Consider the following 25,306-nt stretch of genomic DNA (forward strand, 5'->3'; position numbering starts at 1 on the left):
AAGAATTCATCTGGCAGACAGGTGCAGTTAAGGTCGGACCGACTATCTCTCTAGGCACAGGCTGCTGATGCGGCTTTGAGCTTCAAACCACGAGAGAAGGCACCAGACCATGTCGACCAACGCTCCCAAGCGCTCCCCCCTCAAGATGGTTCTCCAGACGTCGGCGGTTGCCGGTATTGCAGCCGTCATGCTGGCCACGGGCATTCCCGCTGCCGTGACGTCGTCCTTTGCCGAAGCGGTGAAGGTCGACAGCCCGCAGCAGGTTCCGAGCTTCGCCAACGTCGTCAGCGCGGTATCCCCGGCCGTCGTGTCGGTACGGGTCGAAAGCCGCGTCAAGCCGGTCTCCGATGACGGCTCCTACGGCTTCGACTTCGGCGGCCGCGGCTTCGATGAACTGCCGGACGATCATCCGCTGAAGCGCTTCTTCCGCGAATTCGGCGGTCCGGAGATGCGTGGCGACCGCCATGCCGAGCGCGGCCCGAAGAACGGCCCGAAGGCCGGCCCGCGCGAAGGCCGCCTGCGCCCGACGGCCCAGGGTTCCGGCTTCTTCATCTCGGAAGACGGCTACATCGTCACCAACAACCACGTCGTTTCCGACGGCTCTGCCTTCAAGGTCGTGATGAACGACGGCACGGAATATGACGCCAAGCTCGTCGGCAAGGACAGCCGCACCGACCTCGCAGTCCTCAAGGTCGATGCCAAGCGCAAGTTCACCTATGTGAGCTTCGCCGACGACAGCAAGGTGCGTGTCGGTGACTGGGTCGTTGCCGTCGGCAACCCCTTCGGTCTCGGCGGCACGGTGACGGCCGGCATCATCTCGGCCTTTGGCCGTGATATCGGCTCCGGCCCCTATGACGACTACATCCAGGTTGATGCCGCGGTGAACCGCGGCAACTCCGGTGGTCCGACCTTCGATCTTGAAGGTCAGGTCGTCGGCATCAACACCGCGATCTTCTCGCCGTCGGGCGGCAGCGTCGGCATCGCCTTTGCCATTCCCGCCTCCGTCGCCAAGACGGTCGTGGAAGACCTGATCAAGGACGGCAGCGTCTCGCGCGGCTGGCTCGGCGTGCAGATCCAGCCGGTGACGCAGGACATCGCCGACTCGCTCGGCCTTTCGGAAGCCAAGGGCGCGCTCGTCGTGGAGCCGCAGGCGGGCTCGCCGGGCGAAAAGGCCGGCATCAAGAAGGGTGACGTGGTGACCGCGCTGAACGGCGAGGAAATCGCCAGCCCGCGTGAACTGGCCCGCAAGGTGGCTATGCTGCGCGCCAACTCCGAAGCCGAAGTGACCATCTGGCGCGACGGCAAGTCCGAGGTGAAGAAGGTGACGATCGGCGCATTGCCGGCCGATGAAAAGCAGGCTTCGGCCGACGACAATGACGGCGACGGCGCCGAGACGCAGCAGCCCGCCAGCGAAAAGGCGCTCGCCGACCTCGGCGTGACCGTGACGCCCTCCGACGATGGCACGGGCCTGAAGATCGCTTCGGTCGATCCGGACTCCGACGCCAGCGACAAGGGGCTGAAGGAAGGCGAGACGATCGTCACCGTCAACAACCAGACGGTCAAGTCGGCCGAGGACGTCGCCAAGGTTCTGGATGCCGCCCGCAAGGACGGCCGCACCAAGGCGCTGTTCCAGATCCAGTCGGAGAGCGGCAGCCGCTTCGTGGCACTGCCGATCAACCAGGGCTGATCAGCCGGATGCCGGGTGGATGATCCGCCCGGCTGATGGTTCGGGGCGCCGCGAAAAACACATTCGCGGCGCCCCGCTTTCTTACGGCAGGCCGGACCCGGACGTCCGCGCCCCTGCCACTCCCCCCGCAATGCAAAGCGCAATCAAGCAGTTGTGACGATGAGGGAAGTCGGATTATGGTCGCGCACATGAAGATTCTGATCATCGAGGACGATATCGAGGCCGCCGCCTATCTCGTGAAGGCCTTTCGCGAGGCCGGCATCGTCTGCGACCATGCCAGCGACGGCGACAGCGGCCTCTTCATGGCCAGCGAAAACAGCTATGACGCGCTGGTGGTCGATCGCATGCTGCCGCGCCGCGACGGGCTGGCCGTCATCTCCGAACTGCGGCGCAAGAACATCCACACCCCGGCGCTGATCCTCTCCGCCCTCGGCCAGGTGGACGACCGCGTGACGGGTCTGAGAGCCGGCGGCGACGACTATTTGCCGAAGCCCTATGCCTTCAACGAGCTGCTGGCCCGCATCGAGGTGCTCGGCCGGCGCAAGGGCACGCCGGATCAGGACACGGTCTACCGCGTCGGCGATCTGGAACTCGACCGCCTCTCGCATACGGTGCGCCGGCAGGGCCGCGAAATTCCGCTGCAGCCGCGAGAATTCCGGCTTCTCGAATATCTCATGAAGAATGCCGGACAGGTGGTGACCCGCACCATGCTGCTCGAAAACGTCTGGGACTACCATTTCGACCCGCAGACCAACGTCATCGACGTGCATGTGTCGCGCCTCAGATCGAAGATCGAGAAGGATTTCGACCAGCCGCTGCTGCGCACCGTGCGCGGCGCCGGTTACATGATCAAGGACGAACGATCCGAATGAGGCCAGCCTTTCGCGCGATACCGGTCCGGACATGAAGCGTCTCAGGGTTCTGCTGCGCTCCACGGCCGTTCGTCTCTCCGCGCTGTTCCTGCTGCTCTTTGCGATCTGCGCCGGCATTCTCGTCATCTACGTCACCGCCATGTCGGAACGCCTGCTGGAGCAGCAGACGCGTGACGCGGTGGCAAGTGAAGTCTCAGAAATCCAGGCGGTCTATGATCGCAACGGCGTCAACGGGCTGCTTCGCACGCTGGAGCGGCGCGCCCGCCAGCCGGGCGCCAATCTCTATGTGATTGCGGGCCCGACCGGTGAAATCCTTGCCGGCAACGTGGCCTCGCTTGCACCCGGCCTGCTGGAAGAAGAGGGCTGGACGGACGACCCGTTCACCTACACGCGCTTCACCGACGAGGGGAAGGCGCGGCACGTGGCGATCGCGCAGGTCTTCTTCATGCCGAACGGCCTGCGCGTGCTGGTGGGGCGCGACCTGCAGGAGCCGGAGAATTTCCGCGTGCTGATCCGCCGGGCCCTGATGGTGGCGCTGGGCACGATGGGGCTGGGCGCGCTGATCATCTGGTTCGCGATCGGGCGAAATGCGCTCAAACGCATCGACCGCATGTCGGAAGCGAGCACCCGCATCATGGAGGGCGACCTTTCGCAGCGCCTGCCGACCAGCGGCACGGGCGACGAGTTCGACCGCCTCTCGGAGTCGCTGAACGCCATGCTCGAGCGCATCGAGAAGCTGAACGAGGGGCTGCGGCAGGTCTCCGACAACATTGCCCATGACCTCAAGACGCCGCTGACGCGCCTGCGCAACCGGGCCGAGGCCGCACTTGCCGGCCATGAAATGGACCATCAGACGACGCTGGAGCAGATCATCGGCGAATCCGACCAGCTGATCCGCACCTTCAATGCGCTCCTGATGATCTCCCGTGTCGAGGCGGGCTCGGCCGTGGCCGAGATGAGCACGATCGGCCTCAGCGGCATCGTGGCCGACAGCGCCGAGCTTTACGAGGCGCTGGCGGAGGATCGGGGGCTTCGGCTCGTCGCCGACATCGCACCCGGCATCACCATTACCGGCAATCGCGAGCTGGTGGGCCAGGCGATCGGCAACCTGCTCGACAATGCCATCAAATATGCGGAAGGGGCGCTCGATCCGATCATCCGCGTCACGCTGAGATCCGAAGGGGGAACGGCGCGGCTCTCCGTCGCCGATTACGGCCCGGGCGTGCCGAGCGAACGCCGCGTCGATGTCGTCAAACGCTTCGTGCGGCTCGATGAAAGCCGCAGCAAGCCGGGCACCGGTCTCGGCCTGTCGCTGGTGGAGGCGGTGATGGAGCTGCATCACGGCCGGCTGGAACTTGACGATACCGAGCCGCAGGCAGCAAACCGCGGGCTGACCGCCAGCCTGATCTTCCCGTCTTCTGTCTGACCGCAGCCGCCCATCCCATCATCCGGAAATCGTTTTCCTCTTCCGGCGCGATGGGTTAGCCTTTCGCCATGCGGCGTGGTCCACCAACCGGCGCCGCATCCGCGACAAGACAGAGCGGCAGCAGCGCCGCCATGACGGGAGACACCATGCAGGACGAGAAAGGCGCCGTGCTCGGCGCGCTGGCGTCGTGCCCCATCCGCCCGCTGAAGCAGGGCGATGTCAGGGGCATTCTGGCCGATCTCAGGGACTTGGCGAAATCGGCTCCGGCGCTGAAGGCCGCGCTGGACGCTGAAGCGTCGGTGCGCGACGTGCTGGTGGCGGCCTGCTCGCTTTCCTCCTACCTGCGCGATCTGGCGCTGCCCTGCCTGGAAACGCTCGACGCGCTGTTGACGCGGCCACTCGATGCCGTGCTGGCCGAAGCGCTCGTCGCCGCCCGCAACGCCTGGAAGACGGCGGAGGGCAGGGCGGCAAGTGACGGCGAGGTGATGGCGAGGCTGAGGCGCGCCAAGCGGCAGGTGGCCTTTGCCGTCGGCCTTTGCGATCTCGCCGGCCTGATCGACGGCCGGCAGGCGACGGCGGCCCTTTCCGATCTCGCCGATGCGGCGGTGGCCGCGACCATCGACCACCTGCTGCTCGGTGCCCATGAGGCGGGACAGGTGCGCCTTGCCGATCCCGCCGATCCCGCCGCCGGTTCCGGTGTCGTGGTCCTCGGCATGGGCAAGCATGGCGCGCGTGAGCTCAACTACTCCTCCGACATCGACATCGTCGTCTTCTACGATCCGGATGCGCCCGTGATCCTCGACCAGGACAAGGCGCCGGAGATGTTTGCGCGTCTGATGCGGCGGCTGGTGCGCATCCTGCAGGAGCGCTCCGGTGACGGATACTGCTTCCGCACCGATCTGCGCCTGCGCCCCGATCCCGGCTCCACGCCGCTTGCCATCCCCGTCGAGGCGGCGCTGATCTATTATGAGGGGCGCGGCCAGAACTGGGAGCGTGCCGCCTATATCAAGGCGCGGCCGGTCGCCGGCGACATCAGGGCAGGCGAGGCTTTCCTGCGCGAACTCGTGCCCTTCGTCTTCCGCAAATATCTCGACTATGCCGCGATTGCCGACATCCATTCCATCAAGCGGCAGATCCACGCCCACAAGGGCCATGGCGAGATCGCTGTCAAAGGCCACAACATCAAGCTCGGCCGCGGCGGGATTCGCGAGATCGAATTCTTCGTGCAGACCCAGCAGCTGATTGCCGGCGGGCGTATGCCGGAACTGCGCCTGCGCGGCACGGAGGCGATGCTGGCGGCACTCGCCAAGGCCGGCTGGATCGACGAGGAGACGGCGCGCGAGCTGACGACGGCCTACTGGTTCCTGCGCAATGTCGAACACCGCATCCAGATGGTGGCCGACGAGCAGAGCCACACCCTGCCGGAGACGGAAGCCGAGCTGAAGCGCATCGCCTATATGATGGGCTTTGCCGACACGGCGGGCTTTTCGGCCGCGCTGTCGAAGGTGCTGAAGACGGTGGAGCGGCGCTATGCGCAGCTTTTCGAGCAGGAGCGCAAGCTTTCCGGGGAGGCGGGCAATCTCGTCTTCACCGGCCAGAGCGATGACCCGGACACGCTGAAGACGCTGGCCACCCTCGGCTTCGAACGCCCTGCCGATATCTCCCGCATCATCCGCACCTGGCACTATGGCCGTTACCGCGCGACGCAATCGGTCGAGGCACGTGAACGGCTGACGGAGCTGACGCCCGAGCTGCTGCGTGTCTTCGGGCAGAGCAAGCGGGCAGACGAGGCGCTGGCGCGCTTCGACAGCTTCCTCTCCGGCCTTCCCGCCGGCATCCAGCTCTTCTCGCTGATCGCCAGCAATCCGCCGCTCCTCAAGCTGATCGTCAACATCATGTCGGCCGCGCCGCGCCTGGCCGACATCATCGCCTCCCGCCCGCATGTCTTCGACGGCATGCTGGACCCGCGCCTGCTGGCGGAACTGCCGACGCGAGAGGACACGCGCAAGCGGATGGCGGCCTTTGTCAGCGGTGCGCGCCACTACGAGGAAAAGCTCGACCGTCTGCGCATCTTCGCCGCCGAACAGCGCTTCCTGATCGGGGTCCGCCTGCTGACGGGCGCCATCACGGGCGCGCGGGCCGGCCGCGCCTTCACCGCCGTCGCCGATCTCGTCATCGAAGCGGCGCTCGAGGCCGTGCTTGGCGAGATCGAGGCCGTCCATGGCCGGATCGAGGGCGGGCGTGTCGCCGTGCTCGGCATGGGCAAGCTCGGCAGCCACGAACTCACCGCCGGTTCCGATGTCGATCTCATCCTGCTCTACGACCACGACGATGCGGCGGGCGATTCCGATGGCGCCAAGCCGATCGATGCGCTGCGCTATTTCACCCGCATCACCCAGCGCCTGATCGCCGCGCTGTCGGCGCCGACCGCCGAAGGCGTGCTCTATGCCGTGGACATGCGCCTGCGCCCGTCCGGCAACAAGGGCCCGGTCGCGACCCGTCTCGGTGCCTTCGCCAAGTACCAGCGGGAGGAAGCCTGGACCTGGGAGCACATGGCGTTGACCCGCGCCCGTGTGATCGCCGGGGATGCCGGTCTGGCCGCCGAGACCCGCGCCACGGTGGCGACACTGCTTTCGGCCGAACGCGATCCCGCCACGCTGTCGAGCGATGTGGCCGAGATGCGCGCCCTGATCGAAACGGAAAAGCCCCCGCGCGACCTCTGGGACCTGAAGCTGATCGCCGGTGGCCTCGTCGATATCGAGTTCATCGCCCAGTTCCTGGCGCTTTCCGCCGGCAGCGCTGCGATCTGGGAGGAGGGCACGCCTTCCACCGCCGAGGTCATCGCACGGCTCGGACCGCGGCGGATGATGCAGGACGATACGGATCGGGTGCTGGAAACGCTGCAGCTCTTCACCGAGATCTCGCAGATCATTCGACTGTGCATCGACGGGCCCTTCGACCCCAAGGAGGCGCCAGCCGGTCTCATCGACCTCGTCTGCCGCGCCGCCGACGCGCCGGACCTGCGCGCCACAGAAGCCGACATTCGCCGCCTCTCGACGGCAACACGGACGATCTTTCGCGCGCTGGTGGGCGAGAAGAAGGCGGGGCGGGCGAAGGGGGCGTAAGGCGTCCTACGCCGCCGCCGTCACCTGCAGGCGGTCGGCCTCGCGGTCGGGGATGCGGACGGTGATGATCGTGCCGACATTTTCGGTGGAGACGATCTTCATGCGCCCGCCATGCAGGTGTGTGAGCGAGCGGGAGATGGCGAGCCCGAGGCCGGAGCCGCCCTTGCTCTTGGCGTACTGGCTCTGCACCTGCTCGAAAGGCTGGCCGATCTTGCGCAGCGCGGCGCGCGGAATGCCGATGCCGGTGTCGGCGATGGTGAGCGTGACGGCGCCGGCGACCTTGCGGGCGCGCAGCCGGATGCTGCCACCGTCATTGGTGAACTTCACCGCATTCGACATGAGGTTGAGCAGGACCTGCTTCATGGCGCGCCGGTCGGCGACGAGGGTGAGGCCGTTGTCGATGGCCGCCTCCACATGGATGTTCTTCTGCTCGGCCGGGATGGAGGTGAGGCGCAGCGTCTCGTCGATCAGCGGCGCAAGGTCGATCACCTCGGTCGTGATGCGCATGTGGCCTGCCTCGATCTTCGACATGTCGAGAATGTCGCTGATGACATTCAGGAGGTGCTTGCCGCTGTCGTGAATGTCGCGGGAGTATTCATGGTACTTCTCCGAGCCCAGCGGCCCGAACATCTGGTTCTGCAGGATTTCCGAGAAGCCGAGAATGGCGTTGAGCGGCGTGCGCAGTTCGTGGGACATGTTGGCCAGGAACTCGGATTTCGCCTTGTTGGCGGCCTCGGCGCGCTCCTTTTCGGCCTGGTAATTGGCATTGGCGATCGAAAGCTCGGCCTTCTGGCGCTCCAGCGTCTGGCGCGAGGCGGAGAGATCGCCGATGGTCGCCATCAGGCGGCGTTCGCTTTCGCGCAGGCGCACCTGGTGACGCTTCAGCGCGGTGATGTCGGTCCCGACGGAAACGAGGCCGCCGTCGCGGGTGCGCCGCTCGTTGATCTGCAGCCAGCGCCCGTCGGCAAGCTGCACTTCCGTCGTCTTGGAATGATTGGCGGAATCGGCATCCGCAATGCGTCGCTCGATGATCGGCCGCGCGGCGGCGGCCTGCACCGCGCCGCGCTCCACGCCCGGCACCAGCACGTCGTCCGGCAGCTTGTAGGCCTGCTGGAAATGCGTGTTGCACATGACGAGACGATCGGCCTTGTCCCAGAGGACGAAGGCTTCGGAGGTGCATTCGATGGCGTCTGCCAGGCGCTGGTCGGCCTCGGCATAGCGCTGCGCCAGACGGTGCTGCTCGGTCACGTCCATGGCGATGCCGATGAGATGCAGGCGGCCCGATGCCGTGCGGATCAACTGGGCGCGGGCGCGCAGCCAGACGAAATGACCCTCGGCATGGCGCATGCGGAAGACATGATCGATATGGCGCACATCGCCGCGCGCGATGGCCCGCGCCACGCGGTAAATGGCGTTGTCTTCGGGGTGCATGAGGCGCGCCGCATCGGCAAAGGACAGCACGCTGTTGTGCGCGGCCATGCCGAGCATTTCATACATGGAACGTGACCAGAAGAGCCGCCGGTTGGCGAGATCGAAGTCCCAGAGGCCGCAGCGTCCGCGCGACAGCGCCGTCTCCACCCGCAGGTTGGATTCGGCAAAGATCGCATCCGCATCCCGCGCCCGTTTCGCCTGGATGTAATAGGCGTAGAGAATGACCAGCAGGATAGAGGAGATGCCGGCAAACAGCGTGACGTTCAGGGACACCTCGTCGCGCCAGACCTTGTCGATGATCAGCAGCGGCGTGGCCGAGATCATGAAGCCGCTGCCCTTGGCGATTTCGGCTCGTGCCACGATGTGGCGCTCGCCATCGAGCGTGGCCGTCAGGGCCGATGCAGCGTTCTCGCCAAAGAAGTGCAGGACGGCCACTTCGGGCGCGAGATCGGCCAGGTTGCGGCCCACATAGGCAGCGCCCTCTGGCGTCCCGGCAAAGACGCGCCCATCGGCGCGCACGGCCAGCATGAAGCTTCCCGGTGGCAGAACGGTGGACGGCAGGGCCGCATTGAGACGGGTTTCCACGTCGTTGCGCGCAGCGGATGCAAAGAGATCGACGCCGTCTCCGGCAAACAGGGCGGCCGCCAGGTTCACGGCAAGAAGATCCTGCTGCCGCGTCTGTGTCTCCATGCGCTCATGTTCCAGCATGATGCTGCTGGCCCGCGCAAGCGCCACCACGATGAGAAAGGCGATGATGAGAACCGGGATGGACCGTTTCAGGATCGGCTCTGCTCGCGAGAAGCGTGCCGCCGTTGGCCCCACGAACACGCGCACGTGATCAACGAAGCTCGAAGATCCCGCTCGGAAATTCGGAAAGCGGAGACGCGTCGCCTCTCCGGCTGCGCGCCCTCGCTGCGCGTCCGCAAACTTTGCCAATGGTGTCACCCTTTGATGATTCGCCGCGCCGCTCGCCCGAATCTGCCGCCAATGAATCAAAGGCGATTCGCCTTGTCCAGCGGAAAAGTAAGGAATTGTTAAGGGGTTGATTCCGCGCGGCGATTGGCGCGACTCGGATGCAACACCGGGAGCCGTCCCGACACGCCTTGCCGGTGCTGCGGATCACGCCTGCCACGCATCTGCAAGGGGTCGCAAAGCGCCGCCAGACCGCATGCACAGGAAAGAAAAACGGGCTCCGGAATGCCTTCAAGGCCGACCGGAGCCATGGCTTCGACGCGATCAGCCCTTCAGCATGCGCTCAACGATATCGCCGACATCGGCCGAGAGCGGCGAGGCGGCTGCGATCGTCTCCAGCGCCGCCTTTGCTGCAGCGGCGCGCACCGGCTCCAGCGAGCGCCAGGAGCGCATGGCGGTGAGCAGGCGGGCGGCAAGCTGCGGATTGCGCGGATCGATATCGAGCACCTGGCCCGCCAGCAGCCGGTATCCGGCGCCATCCTTCCGGTTGAAGCCCGTACCGTTCTGGAAGGCGAAACTGCCGATCAGCGCGCGCACTCTGTTCGGGTTCTGGGCGTTGTAGACGGGGTCTGAAAGAAGCGCCTCGATGCGCGGCAGGGCACCGTCGCCGGGAATGGTCGCCTGAATGCCAAGCCACTTGTCCATGACGAGAGGATTGTCGCCGAAGCGCGCGCGGAAAGCGTCAAGGGCCGCGGTTGTCTCGGCGGCATCGGGGAAGCGGTGGGCGAGAATGCAGAGGGCCTGCGACAGGTCGGTCATGTTGTCGGCGACATCGAAGGCCGCCTTGACACGGCCCGGCGCCTGTTCTGCCGCCGCGAGATAGGACAGCGCCACGCCGCGCAGCGCGCGCCGGCCGGCACCGTCGGCATCCGGCGAGAAGGGACCGGTGGCTTCCAGCGTCTCGACAAGGGCGGCAAAGACCGAAAGACCTGCGATGGCGAGCGTGGTGAAGAGATGCTGGCGCGCCGCGTGGATCGCGTCCGGATCCGTGTTGGCGCCGATGGCGCGGGCGATGTCGGCTTCCGCCGGCAGGGTCAGCGCCATGGCGCGGAAGGCCGGCTCCAGGTGACGGTCCCCGGCAATGTCGATCAGCGCATCCACCAGGACCGGATCCCAATCGGGTTCGGCACCCGCCTGGATTGCCTGCGTGGCTGCGACGAGGTTCGGCAGGGCAAGATCGCTGATCGCCTGCCAGCGGGCGAAGAGATCGCTTTCGTTGCGTGCGATATGGGCAAGATCGGCCGCGCCCTGAGCAAACTGCAGATTGATCGGCGCGGAGAAGCCGCGATTGATCGAGAGCACCGGTCGGGACGGAATGCCGTGGAACACGGCCGTCTGCCGCCGCTCCGTCAGGTGCAGCACGTCACCCGTGACCCGCGAGCCTTCGACCGCGGAGAGCGGCGCCTCGCTGCCGTCTTCCATGAGCAGCGCAAGCTTCAGCGGAATATGCATCGGCTCCTTGGCGGTCTGTCCCGGCGTCGGCGGCACCATCTGCTCCAGATCGAGCGTAAAGGTCTGGCGTCCGGCATCGTAGCTGCCCGACAGCGTGACGAGCGGCGTACCGGCCTGCCGGTACCAGAGCGAGAACTGTGTCAGATCCTGCCCGCTCGTCTCCTCGAAGCAGCGCACGAAATCCTCGATCGTCACCGCCTGGCCATCATGCCGGTCGAAATAAAGGTCCATGCCCTTGCGAAAACCGTCGCGGCCGAGCAGCGTCGCGATCATCCGCGTCACTTCGCTGCCCTTCTGGTAGACGGTCGTCGTGTAGAAGTTGTTGATTTCCTTGTAGGTGCTCGGGCGAACCGGATGGGCCAGCGGGCCGCCATCCTCGGCAAACTGCTCGGCCTTAAGATGCCGCACCTCAGCGATTCGCTTGACGGCGCGCGAGCGTTCGTCGGCGGAAAACTCGTGGTCGCGATAGACCGTCAGGCCTTCCTTCAGGCACAGCTGGAACCAGTCGCGGCAGGTGATGCGGTTGCCGGTCCAGTTGTGGAAATATTCATGCGCGATGATCGCCTCGATATTGGCGTAGTCGGCATCCGTGGCGGTCTCGGGGTCGGCCAGTACGTATTTGTCGTTGAAGACGTTGAGGCCCTTGTTCTCCATCGCCCCCATGTTGAAGTCGGAAACGGCGACGATCATGAAGATATCGAGGTCGTATTCGCGGCCGAAGGCCTCCTCGTCCCACTTCATCGAGCGCTTCAGGGCATCCATCGCGTAGGCCGCCTTTGGCTCGTTGCCGTGCTCCACATGGATGCGCAGCGTCACCTCGCGGCCCGACATCGTCACGAAACGGTCTTCCACCGTGCCGAGATCGCCGGCTACCAGCGCGAAGAGATAGCTCGGTTTGGGATGCGGATCGAACCAGGCGGCGAAGTGCCGCCCATCGCCCATGCTGGCGCCGCCGAGATAGTTTCCGTTGGAGAGAAGCAGAGGGGAGCTCGCCTTGTCGGCGATGATATTGACCGTATAGACCGAGAGAACATCGGGACGGTCGGGGAAATAGGTGATGCGGCGAAATCCTTCCGCCTCGCACTGGGTGCAATAGACATTGCTGGTGCGGTAAAGACCCATGAGCTGGGTATTGGTCTCGGGCGAAAGCTCTGTGACGATGGTGATCTCGAAGGGCACTTCCGCCGGCAGATCGCGGATCACGAGGCTCGTATCGGTGGCGGTGAAGCGGCCGGGTTCCAGCGGCATCTGGTCAAACAGAAGGTCCTTCAGAACCAGCTCGTCACCGTCGAGGATGAGAGGGGCGGCCGGATCGGCGCCCTCGCGCCGGTGAAAGATCAGTCGAGCCTCGACCTTCGTCGCCGTCGGATCCAGTTCGAAGGTGAGATCCACACGTTCAAGAACGAAATCGAACGGTTTGTAGTCGGCGAGGTGAACGATCTGGCCCGTCTGTGTTCGCATAGTGCTTCCCGCTTGCGGCCGGCATACCCGTCAGGGGGAGACGCCGGTCCTGAACTGCTGTCCGCACTGCTGCACGCCTCGGTGCATGTCTTGCGGAGCCCACCGAGGGACGGCCGGACGGCAGCGTCAAGGGCAAGGCTGCCGATCATTACGGCGATCCCACTAACAATCGCTAAAGACTGTGCTGTTTTCTGACACAAGAGCGCCCTTAAATACTGAGGATATCATGACTATAGCCGGCATGTCTGTCCTATGTGCAAAATGGCGCAATGCATCACGAGAATTGATCTCGCCCGCCAGCGAATTGCCGTAAAAGCCGAGTCCTAAGAGGGCGTCTTGAGACGCGCCGACAGGATTGCAGCCCGCCATGCACGATGCCCACCCGAATCCGCTGCGCGGCATCGCGCTGAAGATCACCTCCGTCATCGTTTTTCTCGTCATGTCCACCTGCATCAAGGCGGCTGGCGACGAGATCGCCACCGGGCAGATCACCTTCTACCGCTCTGCCTTCGCGCTCATGCCGATCATGGGATATCTCGCCGTCCGCGGCCGGCTGGTGGCGGCGTTCCGCACGGCCGATATCAGCGGCCATCTTCTGCGCGGCTTCGTCGGCATCGTTGCCATGAGCTTCGGCTTCTACGGTCTGGTGCACCTGCCCCTGCCGGAGGCGATCGCCATCGGTTACGCCATGCCGCTTTTGACGGTGATCTTCGCCGCCGTATTTCTCAAGGAGACGGTCAGGCTCTATCGCTGGTCGGCCGTTGCGGTCGGTCTCGTCGGTGTCCTCATCATCGTCTGGCCGCGCCTTACGCTGTTTTCCGAGGCCGGTTTCGGCGCGAAGGAAGCGCTCGGCGCGCTGGCCACGCTGGCATCGGCAACGCTTGGCGCCACCGCCATGGTGCTGGTGCGCAAGCTCGTGCAGTCCGAGCGCACCGAGACGATCGTGCTCTACTTCTCCCTCAGCGCCTCGCTCTTTTCGCTGGTCTCGCTGCCCTTCGGCTGGACGCCTCTCTCGCTCCATGCCTTCCTGCTGCTGGCGGTGGCCGGCATCTGCGGCGGCATTGCGCAGATCCTGCTGACGGAAAGCTACCGCCATGCGGATATGTCGACCATCGCGCCCTTCGAATACACATCGATCCTGCTCGGAACGGTGATCGGCTACCTGCTGTTTGACGACGTGCCGACCATACACATGCTGGTGGGAACCCTGATCGTGATCGCAGCCGGCATCTTCATCATCTTTCGAGAGCACCGGCTGGGCCTGGAACGCCGTGCCGCACCCAGGGCGATGACCCCGCAGGGGTGACGGTCAAGGGGAGGCGGGTCTGGGAGCCGTATCATCCGGCACCATGTCCGCGTCGCCGGCCGCCTGTTGCAGCGTGCCGGCCGGATCGAGGCCCGGCTGCGGCATGGGGCTTGGCTGGAAATCGGTCTTTGCCACCAGCCCGTCGGCCGCATGGCGCTGCGAAATCCGCCAGGCCGCATAGCCGCCATAAAGCGCGAAATAGACCGCCAGCACCATGAAGAGCGCCGAGGGCCCGAACGTATCCATCGCGGGCGCCACCATCAGCGGCCCGGAAATCGTGCCCATGCCATAGGTGATCATCATGCCCGAAGAGACCTCGACATAATCGGTCGGTGCCGCGAGGTCGTTGGCATGGGCGACGTTGAGCCCGTAGATCGGAAAGATCACGGCGCCGACCAAGGCCGCCACGACATAGCGTACCGAAGGCTCGCTGCCGGTGACCAGCACCATGGCGATGCAGGCGATGACACCGAAAATGCCGCAGCCGACCATGACGATGCGGCGGTCCATCCGGTCGGACGCCCGTCCGATCGGGATCTGGGCGATGGAACTGCCGGCGAGCAGTGCTGCCAGAAGCGTCGCGCCCTCCGCCGTGGAAAGGCCGGTCTTCTGGGTGTAGACACCGCCGAGATTGAGCCAGGCGCCCGACAGCGCACCGGCCAGAAAGCCGCAGACGACAGCCGCCGGCGAGCGCCGGTAGAGGCCGACAATGTTGAAGCGCACCTTTGACGGTGCCGCCGGCAGCGGCGAAGCTGTCAACGCCGTCGGCAGAAGCGACAGCGAAAAGATGATGCCGCAGAGGATGAAGAGCGACGTGTTGGTGGGATCGCCGAGCGGCACGAGATACTGCCCGCCGATCGTGCCGACCATGGTGGTGATCAGGTAGAGCGAAAACAGCATGCCGCGGTTGTCATTCGTCACCCGCTCGTTCAGCCAGCTTTCGATGACGAGGTAGCTGCCGGAGATCGCAAAGCCGGAGATGAAGCGGAAAACGATCCAGGCCCGCCAGTCCACCACGAGGCCGCAGAGCAGCACGGCCACCGAAAGCAGCGTGATCAGCGCCGTGAACACCCTGACATGCCCGACCCGCGAGATGAGCCGCGAGGTGACGAAGCAGGAAAGCGTGAAGCCGATCGTATAGCCCGTCGCAAACCAGGAGATGCTGAGCGTGGACCAGTGCTCGGCGACGGAGCGCACCGGCAGCACATAGCTCTGCAGCCCGAAACCCACCATCATCAGCAGCGTCGAGAGCATCAGGCTCAGAACCGAACCCAGGCTAGCAAACATCAACGCCTCCCTGACAACACCGCCGACGACCGTCCGGCGGTGGCAACGCCCGACGCATGGCCCGAACCGCCCTAATCTGCGCCAAGCGGCCAATGCCTGTCCCGTGGAAAACGACAGATGATGGCGCAGGAACGGGGCACGCTCACACGCCCCCGCCTTCCGTTCCCCCCGAGGCGTTGCCCTCAAAACGCAAGCGGCCCCGGCGAAAAGGCCGGGGCCGATAAAATCCGAACGGTTGCGAAGAAGCGACCGTGCCTGTGTCGCGTCCCGTCGTTCCGGTCAGGAAAGTGCCGGCCAGACGGGTGATGGCGGCTTTGACACCTGAGAGCCGCGCTTCGGCTGTTTATTGCGGCAGCAGATTGCTGATGACGGGCTTGCGGGGCAGGGGCTGTCCGGCCAGGCGGCGATACTCGCGCGAGGCGCTGACGGCGGTGCGGATATCGGCGACGCCGGAGAGAAGCGTGCGGATCGGCGAAAGGACGGTGGTCATGGCTGGCTGTGTCTTTCTCAGGTATGGCGGGTCGGGACGTGTGACGTCAGGCGGCAGGGCGCGGGGGCGACGAATACGTCTCCGCGCAGGCCTTAGCGGACGATTGCTTCGGAAAAGATCGGGCAGGGACGGGAAATGCGGGCGTAGCCGATCGCGGTCATCTGCTCGTTGGCTGCGCTGCCGGCGGCAAAGACAGGCGCGCGACGCACGCCGCCAACCTGGCGGAGCGTCTCGAAGCTGCTGTGAATCGGGCGAAAGCGGGCAGTCATGGCGGTTTCCTTATCCATTCCTCCCGTTCGTACATATTGCGTTGCAGCATGGATTCGACAAGGCCGCGCGCGGCGGCGCTGCCATGCGCAATTTGCATGGCTTTTTTCATCGATTGTTCATGTTTGAGGCAGGTTTGGCCTGGCCGGCCTCAGACCGGGCCGGCTTTCAGCGCCAGGAGGTCGGCCCAGACCTGTTTCTTCTTTTCCGGCGTCGCAGCCATGTCCTGCGGATGATGGGTGGCAAGTGCTGCGACGGCATGGCCGTCGAACGTCATCGCCTGCCAGCGGCCCCTGAGGTCATGGATCGTCTCGTTGCTGTTGAAGAACAGGCGTGCGGTGAAATTGCCAAGCAGCAGCAGTTTCTGCGGGCGATAGAGTGCGATCTGCCGCTCGATGAAAGGACGGCAGATGTCGGCCTCCCGCGGTGTCGGCATGCGGTTTCCCGGCGGACGCCAGGCAATGGCGGTCGTCAATGTCACCGCCTCGCGGGTAAGCCCGATGCCGGCCAGCATCCGGTCGAGCATCGCGCCGGTCCGGCCCGAAAAGGGCCTGCCGTCGCGATCGTCATCGGCAAGCGGAATGGGCCCCACAATCATCAGGGCGCGCCCCGGCTCACCTTCCGCAAACAGGGTAGAGCGAGCCGAATTCTTGAGGTTGCAGCCGGCAAAGCCGCGCATGACCTCCAGAAGCGCCTCGGGCGTCGCCGCGCCGGCAGCAAGCCGCCGCGCTTCCGCCACCGCCTGCTCGTCGGGTATGGTGACCGGCCCGGCAGGGGCGCTCGCGACGGGGGCGGCCTTTTGCCCTCTCTGCGATGCGGCGCGACCCTCGCCTGCGCGCGCCGCGCCACCCGTCTGTGGCCCCGTCTGTGCAAGGCCCTGTGCCGCCGGCATGCCCGCCTCACGGGCCTGCGCGCGGGGCGCCACGAAGCGATCGAGCGGGCTTTCCTCCAACAGCCACTCGACGCCCGCATCCGCGTTGAACGCGAGAAGGGCTGCCAGTTCCGCAGCGGAAAAATGGGCGAGAGTGTCGGAGGTCATGCTCGCATCTTAGCCGAAGCAGGGTCGGAAAGAACAGGGTCGAAAACTTTTTTGAGCCCGCATTTGACGCTTGCTAAGGCTGGAGCCCCTCGCACGGTTTTTGGTCAACGTCCTTAAAGCCTTGTTAAAAATGCGCTCCTAGCGTCGCGTTCGACTTAAATTAGCGGAGGGCGATCGAGGGATGTTTGCACGTTTGAGGACACGACGGTCCGCAGCGGCCGAACCGGCGGCATTGCCGGCAATGAAGCCCGCGCATCCCGTCGCCGCTGAGGTGGATGGACTGAGGGCAGGGCAAGAGAATGCCGCACAGGCCAGGGCGGGCGAGCAGGATGTGTCCGCCGCGCGGGCTGCGGGCGATCCGATGCGCGTGCTGCGCACCGATGCGCGCCTGACGGGGGTCGATGCCTCCGCCTTCCTCTTTGCCGGACGGCCGGCGCGCTTTGCTTTCGTCTACGTCTCGCCACATCTGGACTTTGCCAGTGTCTGCAAGCTGGTGCGCGAGCGCGCCGGCGCCGTGCCCTTCGTGGCGGCAACGACCGCCGGCGAACTCTGCGGCGGACCGCAGGCGCCCGGTCCGCTCTACTGCAAGGGCGGCGAAAGCTGGGACAACGTCATCGTCCAGATCTTCAGCCCCGACCTCCTCAGCGCCGTCTCCGTGCAGACGGTGCCGCTCAGCAATGCCGATATCCGCTCGGGCCAGATCCGGCTGACGCAGGCGCAGCGTGTTGCCGAAATGGCCGGCGCCCTGTCGCGCATCCGATTGCCGTTCAGCGTCGATGCGCGCGATACGGTGGCCTTCACCCTGATCGACGGCCTCTCGGCCAGCGAAAACTATTTCATGGAAGCGATCTATGAATCGGGCCGCTTCCCCTGCCTGTTCGTCGGCGGCTCGGCCGGCGGCAAGCTCGATTTTCGCGAGACGCTTCTGGCCGCCGACGGGCGCCTGCTTCAGAACCATGCCGTCATCGTTTTCGCCAAGACCGCACCCGGCATCCGCTACGGCGTGCTGAAAAGCCAGAACTTTACCCCCACCGGCAAATCGCTCGTCGTGCTGGAAGCCTCCGTCGAAACGCGCCAGGTTCGCGCGGCCGTCGATCCCGACACCGTCGAGGTCGTGCCGATCGTGGATGCCATGGCGCGCATGATGAACTGCCGCCCACAGGAACTGAACGACCGCCTCACGGGCTATACTTTCGCCCTGAAGATGGGCGGCGATCTCTTCATCCGCTCCGTGGCTGGCATCGATGTCGATCGCGGGACGGTCAATTTCTATTGCGACGTCAATCCGGGCGACGAGCTTCACCTCGTCCGCGCCACCGATTTCGCCGGCCAGACGACCTCCGACATGCGGGCCTTCTTTCAAAACAAGCCGAAGCCCGTCGCTGCCGTTCTCAACGACTGTATCCTGCGCCGCCTCAACAATGGTCGCGCCCTTTCCAGCCTCGACCACGCCTGGGACATTCCGGCAGCGGGCTTTTCCACCTTCGGCGAATTGCTGGGGATCAACGTCAACCAGACCCTGACCGCCGTCATTTTCTTCGAGGTGCCGGACGGCACGCCCTTCCACGATCCCTATGTCGACGGCTTCACGGCCCATTACGCGCGCTTTGCCCGCTATTTCACGGAATGCCGGCTGAGCCAGCAGCAATTGATCAACGGCCTACGCAAGAAGGTCATCGGCCGCCTGAAGGAATTCGTGGATCAGTCCAGCGGCCTTTCCAGCGAGCTCGACCAGGTCGTCAGCCAGACTGAAGGCGTGCGCCGGCGGGTGGAGGGCATGCGCGGCGAACTCGAAACCCGCATTGCCGGCGTCTCCGCCGGTGAAAGCCGCGGTGTCCTGAAGGAGGAATTCCTCAAGGTGGCCACCATGGTGCAGCGCCTGAACGACATTGTCGGCATCATCGATAAGATCACCATGCAAACCAACCTCCTCTCCCTCAACGCCACGATCGAAGCGGCACGCGCGGGGGAGGCGGGTCGCGCTTTCGCCATCGTCGCCAACGAGGTGCGCGGGCTGGCCACCGACACCAAGTCCACGCTCGACCGCAGCCGCGATTCGCTGGCGCAGGTCGAAGGCAGCCTCAATGTGCTGGGCCAGCATATCCAGACATCGGAAGAACAGATCGACAGCGCCCAGCAGGGCTACTCCGACATTTTCACCCGTCTCGGCGATCTCTTCGGCGGCTTCGAGCGCATCTCCGAAGTCATGCAGCAGGTGGAGCAGATGTCGCGCCAACAGCGCCACATGATGGCGCAGGTCGATCAGGACATGGAGCGGCTGAAACGCATCGAAGCCTGAGATCTTTCAGGGCGCGGTGGCGCGCGGGACCGGTCGTGGTCAAGGCCGGTTTCGGGCGTCGTCGCGCCCCTGTTTCGTGCGGCCATATTGACGTTTACGTCAATGTCAATATTATTCGCTGTCATCACCCCATGCGCATTGCGAAACGTTGCTGTCGCATCCCGGCTCGACAAGGCGTTTGCCATTTGCCATGACGGATTTGAGACGACGAGAGCGAGAGGGCCGGCGTAAGCCGGTCTGCAACCGACAGAGAAAGGCCGCGACACGCGGCGGGAGACGAGACGATGAGCGACGCCACCGACCTTCCCGAACGCGAAAGCATGGAATTCGACGTTGTCATCGTCGGTGCCGGCCCGGCCGGGCTTTCGGCCGCGATCCGGCTGAAACAGGTCAATCCGGACCTGGCGGTCGTCGTGCTGGAGAAGGGCGCCGAAGTCGGCGCGCATATCCTGTCCGGCGCCGTGGTCGATCCAGTCGGCATCGATGCGCTGCTGCCCGGCTGGCGCGAGGAGGCCGACCACCCCTTCAAGACCGAAGTGACGGACGACCAGTTCCTGTTCCTCGGCCCGGCGGGTTCCGTGCGCCTGCCGAATGCCTTCATGCCGCCGCTGATGAACAATCACGGCAACTACATCGTCTCGCTGGGCAATGTCTGTCGCTGGCTCGCCGGCCACGCAGAGGCGCTCGGCGTCGAGATCTATCCGGGCTTTGCCGCCACCGAGCTGCTGTATAACGATTCCGGTGCCGTGATCGGTGTCGCCACGGGCGACATGGGCATCGAGCGCAATGGCGAGCCCGGCCCGAACTACACGCGCGGCATGGCGCTGATGGGCAAGTATGTGCTGATCGGCGAGGGCGTGCGCGGCTCGCTCGCCAAGCAGCTCATCGCCAAATTCGACCTGCAGAAGGATCGCGAGCCGCAGAAATTCGGCATCGGCCTCAAGGAACTCTGGCAGGTGAAGCCCGAGAACCACAAGCAGGGCCTCGTCCAGCACTCCTTCGGCTGGCCGCTCGGCATGAAGACCGGCGGCGGCTCCTTCCTCTACCACCTCGAAGACAACATGGTCGCCGTCGGCTTCGTCGTGCACCTCAACTACAAGAACCCCTATCTCTTCCCCTTCGAGGAGTTCCAGCGCTTCAAGACGCATCCGGCCATCCGTGGCACGTTCGAGGGTGGCAAGCGGCTGTCCTACGGCGCCCGCGCCATCACCGAGGGCGGCTACCAGTCGGTGCCGAAGCTCTCCTTCCCCGGCGGCGCGCTGATCGGCTGCTCGGCCGGCTTCGTCAACGTGCCCCGCATCAAGGGCAGCCACAATGCCGTGCTCTCCGGCATGCTCGCCGCTGACCGCCTCGCTGCGGCCATCGCCGCCGGCCGCGCCAATGACGAGCCGGTGGAGATCGAAAATGACTGGCGCGCCAGCCTCATCGGCAAGGACCTGAAGCGGGTGCGCAACGTCAAGCCGCTCTGGTCGAAGTTCGGCACGGCGCTTGGCGTGGCGCTCGGTGGCATCGACATGTGGATCAACCAGATCTTCGGCACCTCGCCCTTCACGCTTGGCCACGGCAAGACCGACGCCGCCTCGCTGGAGCCGGCCGCCAAGCACCAGAAGATCGACTATCCGAAGCCGGATGGTGTGCTGACATTCGACCGTCTCTCCTCGGTGTTCCTGTCGAACACCAACCACGAGGAAGACCAGCCGATCCACCTGCAGCTGAAGAACCCGGAACTGCAGAAGACCTCCGAACTCGACGTCTATGCCGGCCCCTCCACGCGCTACTGTCCGGCCGGTGTCTATGAATGGGTGGAGAAGGACGGCAAGGACGTCTTCGTCATCAACGCCCAGAACTGCGTCCACTGCAAGACCTGCGACATCAAGGACCCCAACCAGAACATCAACTGGGTGCCCCCGCAGGGCGGCGAGGGGCCGGTCTATCCGAATATGTGATGTGGCAGGCGGGGCGCGATGTCCGCCCCGCCAAGGCCCTGTTTTACGGCGCACCCGCCAAACCACCCGCGCCGTCATCCTCGGGCCTGACCCGAGGATCCATTTCGCAAGCGTTTTCCGTGCCTTATGGATGCTCGGGTCAAGCCCGGGCAAGACGGGGCGAAGTGGATGCCCTACAGCAGTGTCCCGCTCAAGATGGCGAGCGCCACCGTGAAGTAGATCACCAGACCGCTGACATCCACCAGCGTGGCGACGAACGGGGCAGAAGCGCTGGCCGGGTCGAATTTCAGCTTCTGCAGCAGGAAGGGCAGCATCGATCCGGCCATGGATCCGAAGGTGACGATGCCGATCAGCGCGGCGAAGACGGTTGCGCCCACCAGCATCCAGTGGCTGCCATAGTCGTAGAAGCCGGCCAGTTGCCAGACGGCGATGCGCACGAAGCCGACGGCGCCGAGGATGGAGCCGAGCGCGATCCCGGTCGGAAGTTCGCGCAGCGCCACCTTCCACCAGTCCTTCAGCTGCAATTCGCCGACGGCTAGCGCCCGGATGATGAGCGAGGTGGCCTGCGAGCCGGAATTGCCCCCGGAGCTCATGATCAGCGGCACGAAAAGCGTCAGCACGATCGCCTTTTCCAGCTCGGTTTCGAAATGCTGCATGGCGGTCGCCGTCAGCATTTCGCCGAGGAAGAGGGCGGCGAGCCAGCCGGCGCGCTTGCCGATCATGCCGCCGATGCCGATCTGCATGTAGGGCTTTCCGAGCGCTTCCATGCCGCCGTATTTCTGGGCGTCTTCGGTCGTGTCGGCGATCATCGTGTCGATCACGTCGTCCACGGTAACAATGCCGAGCACGCGGCCGTAATCGTCCAGCACCGGCAGGGCCAGCAGGTTGTTGGCGCGGATCAGCCGGGCCACTTCATCCTGACCCATCAGCGGGGTTGCGCTGACCACGCCATCCTTGCGGGCGAGATCGAGGATATCGGCCTCCGGATCGCCGGTGATGAGGCGGCGCAGCGTCACGACGCCGACGAGATTGTCGTGGCGTTCGTCGAGCACGTAGATGGCATAGACGGTTTCGCTGGCCCGCTCCACGCGGCGCACATGCGCCAGCGTTTCCCCGACCGTGAAGCCGGCGGGAACGCTGACGAATTCCGTCGTCATCATGGCGCCCGCCGTGCGGCGCGGATAGCTCATCAGATGTTCGACCGCACGCGCCGTGGCGGGGTCCAGCCGGGCAAAGATCTGGTTGCGCCGGCCGACATCGCCCATCGACTGGAAGAGGTCGGTCACGCGGTCGTGCGCCGTGCCCTTCAGCAGCTTCACGGCCTGGGCCGTCGGCAGGGCGGCCACGATGTCCGCAGCATCATGCAGCTCGGGGCGTGCGATCACGGCAAGCGCCTTGCTCTCGGGAAGAGAGGCAAGCAGCTGTGCGGCCTCTGCCGTGTCGAGCGCGTTGAGCTCATCGATACGATCAGACGTGCTGGGCGCATCGGTGCGTGTGTTGAGAAGATAGCGGGCGGCGCGGCCTGCCCGAACGGGAAAGTCCTGGATATTCATGTCTCGCCTTTCCGTCGATCGAAACCTCGCGGGGATCGACCGGGCGAGCTGACGGCAGGCGTCAGAGCACGGAGGCCACGCGAGGCGTTCTCAATCGACTGTCACTGTCGCTTGGCATCTGAAAGATGGCTCCGTTGATATCCGCCCCGAAGGAAAATTGCGGCGCGTGAAGCAAGGGGTGCGCCTGCTTTTGCCAGATGTCAAGTCGCGCAGTGTCGCACCCTGTCGCACCCCCTCGCGCAGCCGCGAATGGCCCTGATTTCGCCACACCCGTTGATCGTTGCAGCCCTGTCTTTACCGGGCGTTAACCATGTTTTCCCTAAGGTCTGCGGCATTCACGAAACATGAAGGATTGCTCCATGTCGATCTCGCGCCGCGGCTTTCTGATCGGGGTTTCGGCCCTGCTGGCCGGTTGCTCCACGACCGCCGTCAACCATCAGGCAAACTATGCCGCGCGCCCCGACGAGCCGTTTCCGCTGAAGGCCGTGCCGATCCACAAGATCAAGCCGGAGCTGCGCCGCACCGAGGTCGCCTACGAGACGAACGAGAAGCCCGGCACCGTGATCGTCGATACGCCCGCCCGCCGGCTCTATTACGTGCTGGGCGAGGGCAGGGCGATGCGCTACGGCGTGGGCGTCGGCCGCGATGGCCTGGCGCTGGCCGGCAATGCCACGGTCGGCCGCAAGGCCGAATGGCCGAGCTGGACCCCGACCGCCAACATGATGCGCCGCGACCCGCGCAACCTGAAATATGCCGGCGGCATGCCGGGCGGGCCCAACAACCCGCTCGGCGCCCGCGCCATGTATCTTTACCGCGGCGGCAACGACACCCATTTCCGCATCCACGGCACAAACCAGCCGCAGTCCATCGGGCTCGCCATGTCGTCCGGCTGCATCCGCATGATGAACCACGACGTCATCGACCTCTACGAACGCGTCACCGTCGGTGCCCGCGTGGTGGTGATGCAGGCGTAAAGGCCCGCCCGGGCGCTTTGCCGACGTCTTGAGGCTGGGCGGCTCAACACACTCTGTATCCTCGGCCCCCAAGCCGAGGATCCACGCCTGGGGCGCGGCAAGGCCGCATGGGTCCTCGGGTCAAGCCCGAGGACGACGGCGGAGAGGGGCACCGCCAGCGCGAAGCGCCGAACGACAGCCCTCCATCTCAGAACCCTTCCAGCACGATCTTGCCCTTCGTGGTCCCGCTCTCGATCTGCTGATGCGCGCGCTTCAGATTGGCCGCGTTGATCGTCCCGAAACTCTCGCCGAGCGTGGTGCGGATGCGGCCGCTGTCCACGAGGCGTGAAACCTCGCCAAGAAGCCGGTGCTGTTCGGCCATGTCCGCGGTGGCAAACACCGGCCGCGTGAACATGAACTCCCAGTGCACGGAAGCGGATTTCCGCTTGAAGGGCATGATGTCGAGCGTGCCGGGATCATCGATCAGGCCGAAACGGCCCTGCGGCGCCAGCAACTCCACGATCTCCTTGAAGTGCTTGTCCGTCTGGGTCGTCGAAAAGACGAAGCCGGGCGCGCCGAGACCGAGCGCGGTCACCTCTGCCGAAAGCGGCTTGCCGTGGTCGATGACGTGATGGGCGCCGAGCGTGCGCACCCACTCCGCCGTCTCCGGTCGGGACGCCGTGGCGATGACGGTGAGATCGGTCAGCGCCCGCAACAGCTGGATGGCGATGGAGCCGACGCCGCCGGCGCCGCCGATGATCAGCACGGCCGGTGCCGCGCCCGGCACGGCATCCTGCACCTTCAGCCGATCGAACAGCATTTCCCAGGCCGTGATCGCCGTCAGCGGCAGGGCGGCGGCCGCCGCGAAATCCAGCGAGGCGGGCTTCGGCCCGACGATCCGCTCGTCCACCAGATGCAGCTCGCTATTGGTGCCCTGCCGGTTCAGCGCGCCGGCATAGAAGACCGCATCGCCCGGCTTGAACAGCGTCACATCCGGCCCGACGGCGGTCACGATGCCGGCCGCATCATAGCCCAGCACCTTCCAGCCCCCGTCCTCCGCACCGCCGCGCATGCGCACCTTGGTATCAACAGGGTTGACGGAGATCGCCTTCACCGAGACGAGCAGATCGCGCCCCGTGGCGACCGGGTCCGGCAGCGTCACGTCCACAAGCGATGTGTCGGCGGTGATGGGTTGGGGTGTCTGATAGGCGACGGCACGCATGGCTCTCTCCTTGCTCGCGGAAACTTGTCTGCCCGCTAGATGCGCACTATTCTCGCAATGCGCAAGAATGCACATTTCCTGTATATAGTACCCAAAAGGATACCGTGATGGCCCGTGTCCGCCAGACGCTTCTGGAACGGTCGCCCAATTGCCCGGTGGAAGGCGTGCTCGATCTTCTGGATGGCAAGTGGAAGGGCGTGATCCTCTATCACCTCCTCAGCGGCACCCTGCGTTTCAGCGAATTGCGCCGCAAGCTGAAGGGCATCACCCAGCGCATGCTCACCAAGCAGCTTCGCGAGCTGGAAGAGGACGGGCTGATCACCCGGACGGTTTTCGCCGTCGTGCCGCCGCGTGTCGATTATGCCCTCTCCGAGAGGGGCGAAAGTCTTCGTCCCGTGCTTCTTGCCATGAAGGACTGGGGCGACCGGCATCTGCAGCCGGCAACGGACGCCAGCGGCGACAGGGAGGGGCTGGACGGGCTTGCCGACAAGGCGCAGGCGATCAAGGCCGCCTGAGCG

The 25,306-nt window shown here is 65.2% G+C and carries 17 protein-coding genes; 9 read left to right on the top strand and 8 right to left on the bottom strand.

Going from position 1 to position 25,306, the window contains the following annotated elements:
- Positions 1–109 precede the first annotated feature (109 nt).
- From ACED18_RS00135 to ACED18_RS00150, 4 genes are all read left to right on the top strand, one after another.
- Positions 110–1,687, top strand: a complete 1,578-nt coding sequence (locus ACED18_RS00135) for a Do family serine endopeptidase (RefSeq protein WP_377287827.1) — start codon at positions 110–112, stop codon at positions 1,685–1,687.
- Positions 1,688–1,863: 176 nt separating this feature from the next.
- Positions 1,864–2,559 carry a response regulator transcription factor gene (locus ACED18_RS00140; RefSeq protein ID WP_377287829.1) on the top strand — a complete coding sequence of 232 codons (696 nt, stop codon included), beginning with the start codon at positions 1,864–1,866 and terminating at the stop codon, positions 2,557–2,559.
- Between the two features lie 31 nt (positions 2,560–2,590).
- On the top strand, positions 2,591–3,985 hold the full coding sequence (locus ACED18_RS00145) for a sensor histidine kinase (protein ID WP_377287831.1): 1,395 nt from the start codon (positions 2,591–2,593) through the stop codon (positions 3,983–3,985).
- Between the two features lie 146 nt (positions 3,986–4,131).
- Positions 4,132–7,110, top strand: coding sequence for a bifunctional [glutamine synthetase] adenylyltransferase/[glutamine synthetase]-adenylyl-L-tyrosine phosphorylase (locus ACED18_RS00150; RefSeq protein WP_377287833.1), 2,979 nt, complete (start codon positions 4,132–4,134; stop codon positions 7,108–7,110).
- Positions 7,111–7,116: 6 nt separating this feature from the next.
- Here the strand turns inward: ACED18_RS00150 and ACED18_RS00155 are convergent, their stop codons facing one another.
- Both ACED18_RS00155 and pepN read right to left on the bottom strand, forming a co-directional pair.
- Positions 7,117–9,477 (bottom strand): PAS domain-containing sensor histidine kinase, encoded by a 2,361-nt coding sequence (locus ACED18_RS00155; protein ID WP_377287835.1) that lies wholly within the window; start codon positions 9,475–9,477, stop codon positions 7,117–7,119.
- Positions 9,478–9,777: 300 nt separating this feature from the next.
- Positions 9,778–12,426: an aminopeptidase N gene (gene pepN / locus ACED18_RS00160; RefSeq protein WP_377287837.1), complete on the bottom strand. Its 2,649-nt coding sequence runs from the start codon at positions 12,424–12,426 to the stop codon at positions 9,778–9,780.
- A gap of 367 nt (positions 12,427–12,793) precedes the next feature.
- On the opposite strand from pepN, the gene ACED18_RS00165 reads away from it, so the two are divergent.
- Entirely contained in the window at positions 12,794–13,732 is a 939-nt protein-coding gene (locus ACED18_RS00165) for a DMT family transporter (RefSeq protein ID WP_377287839.1), read from the top strand.
- Positions 13,733–13,735: 3 nt separating this feature from the next.
- Here the strand turns inward: ACED18_RS00165 and ACED18_RS00170 are convergent, their stop codons facing one another.
- The 4 genes from ACED18_RS00170 to ACED18_RS00185 form a co-directional block, all read right to left on the bottom strand.
- A complete protein-coding gene (locus ACED18_RS00170) occupies positions 13,736–15,019 on the bottom strand; it encodes an MFS transporter (protein WP_377287841.1) in 1,284 nt (427 codons plus the stop codon).
- A 343-nt stretch (positions 15,020–15,362) separates the two neighbouring features.
- Positions 15,363–15,509, bottom strand: coding sequence for a hypothetical protein (locus ACED18_RS00175; protein ID WP_377287843.1), 147 nt, complete (start codon positions 15,507–15,509; stop codon positions 15,363–15,365).
- A 92-nt stretch (positions 15,510–15,601) separates the two neighbouring features.
- Positions 15,602–15,778: a hypothetical protein gene (locus tag ACED18_RS00180; RefSeq protein WP_377287845.1), complete on the bottom strand. Its 177-nt coding sequence runs from the start codon at positions 15,776–15,778 to the stop codon at positions 15,602–15,604.
- Between the two features lie 149 nt (positions 15,779–15,927).
- Positions 15,928–16,815 (bottom strand): uracil-DNA glycosylase, encoded by an 888-nt coding sequence (locus ACED18_RS00185; protein ID WP_377287847.1) that lies wholly within the window; start codon positions 16,813–16,815, stop codon positions 15,928–15,930.
- Positions 16,816–17,056: 241 nt separating this feature from the next.
- Here ACED18_RS00185 and ACED18_RS00190 point away from each other — a divergent pair, with 241 nt between their 5' ends.
- Both ACED18_RS00190 and ACED18_RS00195 read left to right on the top strand, forming a co-directional pair.
- Positions 17,057–19,114, top strand: a complete 2,058-nt coding sequence (locus ACED18_RS00190) for an FIST N-terminal domain-containing protein (RefSeq protein ID WP_377287849.1) — start codon at positions 17,057–17,059, stop codon at positions 19,112–19,114.
- A gap of 284 nt (positions 19,115–19,398) precedes the next feature.
- Complete coding sequence (locus ACED18_RS00195) at positions 19,399–21,060, top strand: electron transfer flavoprotein-ubiquinone oxidoreductase (protein ID WP_377287851.1); 1,662 nt, start codon at positions 19,399–19,401, stop codon at positions 21,058–21,060.
- 173 nt (positions 21,061–21,233) lie between these two features.
- On the opposite strand, the gene mgtE is transcribed toward ACED18_RS00195, so the two are convergent.
- Positions 21,234–22,613, bottom strand: coding sequence for a magnesium transporter (mgtE, locus tag ACED18_RS00200; RefSeq protein WP_377287853.1), 1,380 nt, complete (start codon positions 22,611–22,613; stop codon positions 21,234–21,236).
- Between the two features lie 359 nt (positions 22,614–22,972).
- Between mgtE and ACED18_RS00205 the strand changes: the two genes are divergently transcribed.
- Positions 22,973–23,587, top strand: coding sequence for a L,D-transpeptidase (locus ACED18_RS00205; protein ID WP_377287855.1), 615 nt, complete (start codon positions 22,973–22,975; stop codon positions 23,585–23,587).
- Between the two features lie 187 nt (positions 23,588–23,774).
- On the opposite strand, the gene ACED18_RS00210 is transcribed toward ACED18_RS00205, so the two are convergent.
- Positions 23,775–24,788, bottom strand: coding sequence for a zinc-binding alcohol dehydrogenase family protein (locus ACED18_RS00210; protein WP_377287857.1), 1,014 nt, complete (start codon positions 24,786–24,788; stop codon positions 23,775–23,777).
- A gap of 107 nt (positions 24,789–24,895) precedes the next feature.
- Here ACED18_RS00210 and ACED18_RS00215 point away from each other — a divergent pair, with 107 nt between their 5' ends.
- On the top strand, positions 24,896–25,303 hold the full coding sequence (locus tag ACED18_RS00215) for a winged helix-turn-helix transcriptional regulator (protein ID WP_377287859.1): 408 nt from the start codon (positions 24,896–24,898) through the stop codon (positions 25,301–25,303).
- The last annotated feature ends 3 nt before the right edge of the window (positions 25,304–25,306 follow it).

This window comes from Rhizobium sp. SG2393, from assembly GCF_042610495.1.
Taxonomy (GTDB): Bacteria; Pseudomonadota; Alphaproteobacteria; order Rhizobiales; family Rhizobiaceae; genus RU20A.

What these genes read in the sequence shown, in the direction of transcription:
- ACED18_RS00135 (WP_377287827.1), top strand. Translation starts at nt 110, where the DNA reads ATGTCGACCAACGCTCCCAAGCGCTCCCCCCTCAAGATGGTTCTCCAG.
- ACED18_RS00140 (WP_377287829.1), top strand. Translation starts at nt 1,864, where the DNA reads ATGGTCGCGCACATGAAGATTCTGATCATCGAGGACGATATCGAGGCC.
- ACED18_RS00145 (WP_377287831.1), top strand. Translation starts at nt 2,591, where the DNA reads ATGAAGCGTCTCAGGGTTCTGCTGCGCTCCACGGCCGTTCGTCTCTCC.
- ACED18_RS00150 (WP_377287833.1), top strand. Translation starts at nt 4,132, where the DNA reads ATGCAGGACGAGAAAGGCGCCGTGCTCGGCGCGCTGGCGTCGTGCCCC.
- pepN (WP_377287837.1), bottom strand. Translation starts at nt 12,426, where the DNA reads ATGCGAACACAGACGGGCCAGATCGTTCACCTCGCCGACTACAAACCG.
- ACED18_RS00165 (WP_377287839.1), top strand. Translation starts at nt 12,794, where the DNA reads ATGCACGATGCCCACCCGAATCCGCTGCGCGGCATCGCGCTGAAGATC.
- ACED18_RS00170 (WP_377287841.1), bottom strand. Translation starts at nt 15,019, where the DNA reads ATGTTTGCTAGCCTGGGTTCGGTTCTGAGCCTGATGCTCTCGACGCTG.
- ACED18_RS00175 (WP_377287843.1), bottom strand. Translation starts at nt 15,509, where the DNA reads ATGACCACCGTCCTTTCGCCGATCCGCACGCTTCTCTCCGGCGTCGCC.
- ACED18_RS00180 (WP_377287845.1), bottom strand. Translation starts at nt 15,778, where the DNA reads ATGACTGCCCGCTTTCGCCCGATTCACAGCAGCTTCGAGACGCTCCGC.
- ACED18_RS00185 (WP_377287847.1), bottom strand. Translation starts at nt 16,815, where the DNA reads ATGACCTCCGACACTCTCGCCCATTTTTCCGCTGCGGAACTGGCAGCC.
- ACED18_RS00190 (WP_377287849.1), top strand. Translation starts at nt 17,057, where the DNA reads ATGAAGCCCGCGCATCCCGTCGCCGCTGAGGTGGATGGACTGAGGGCA.
- ACED18_RS00195 (WP_377287851.1), top strand. Translation starts at nt 19,399, where the DNA reads ATGAGCGACGCCACCGACCTTCCCGAACGCGAAAGCATGGAATTCGAC.
- mgtE (WP_377287853.1), bottom strand. Translation starts at nt 22,613, where the DNA reads ATGAATATCCAGGACTTTCCCGTTCGGGCAGGCCGCGCCGCCCGCTAT.
- ACED18_RS00205 (WP_377287855.1), top strand. Translation starts at nt 22,973, where the DNA reads ATGTCGATCTCGCGCCGCGGCTTTCTGATCGGGGTTTCGGCCCTGCTG.
- ACED18_RS00210 (WP_377287857.1), bottom strand. Translation starts at nt 24,788, where the DNA reads ATGCGTGCCGTCGCCTATCAGACACCCCAACCCATCACCGCCGACACA.
- ACED18_RS00215 (WP_377287859.1), top strand. Translation starts at nt 24,896, where the DNA reads ATGGCCCGTGTCCGCCAGACGCTTCTGGAACGGTCGCCCAATTGCCCG.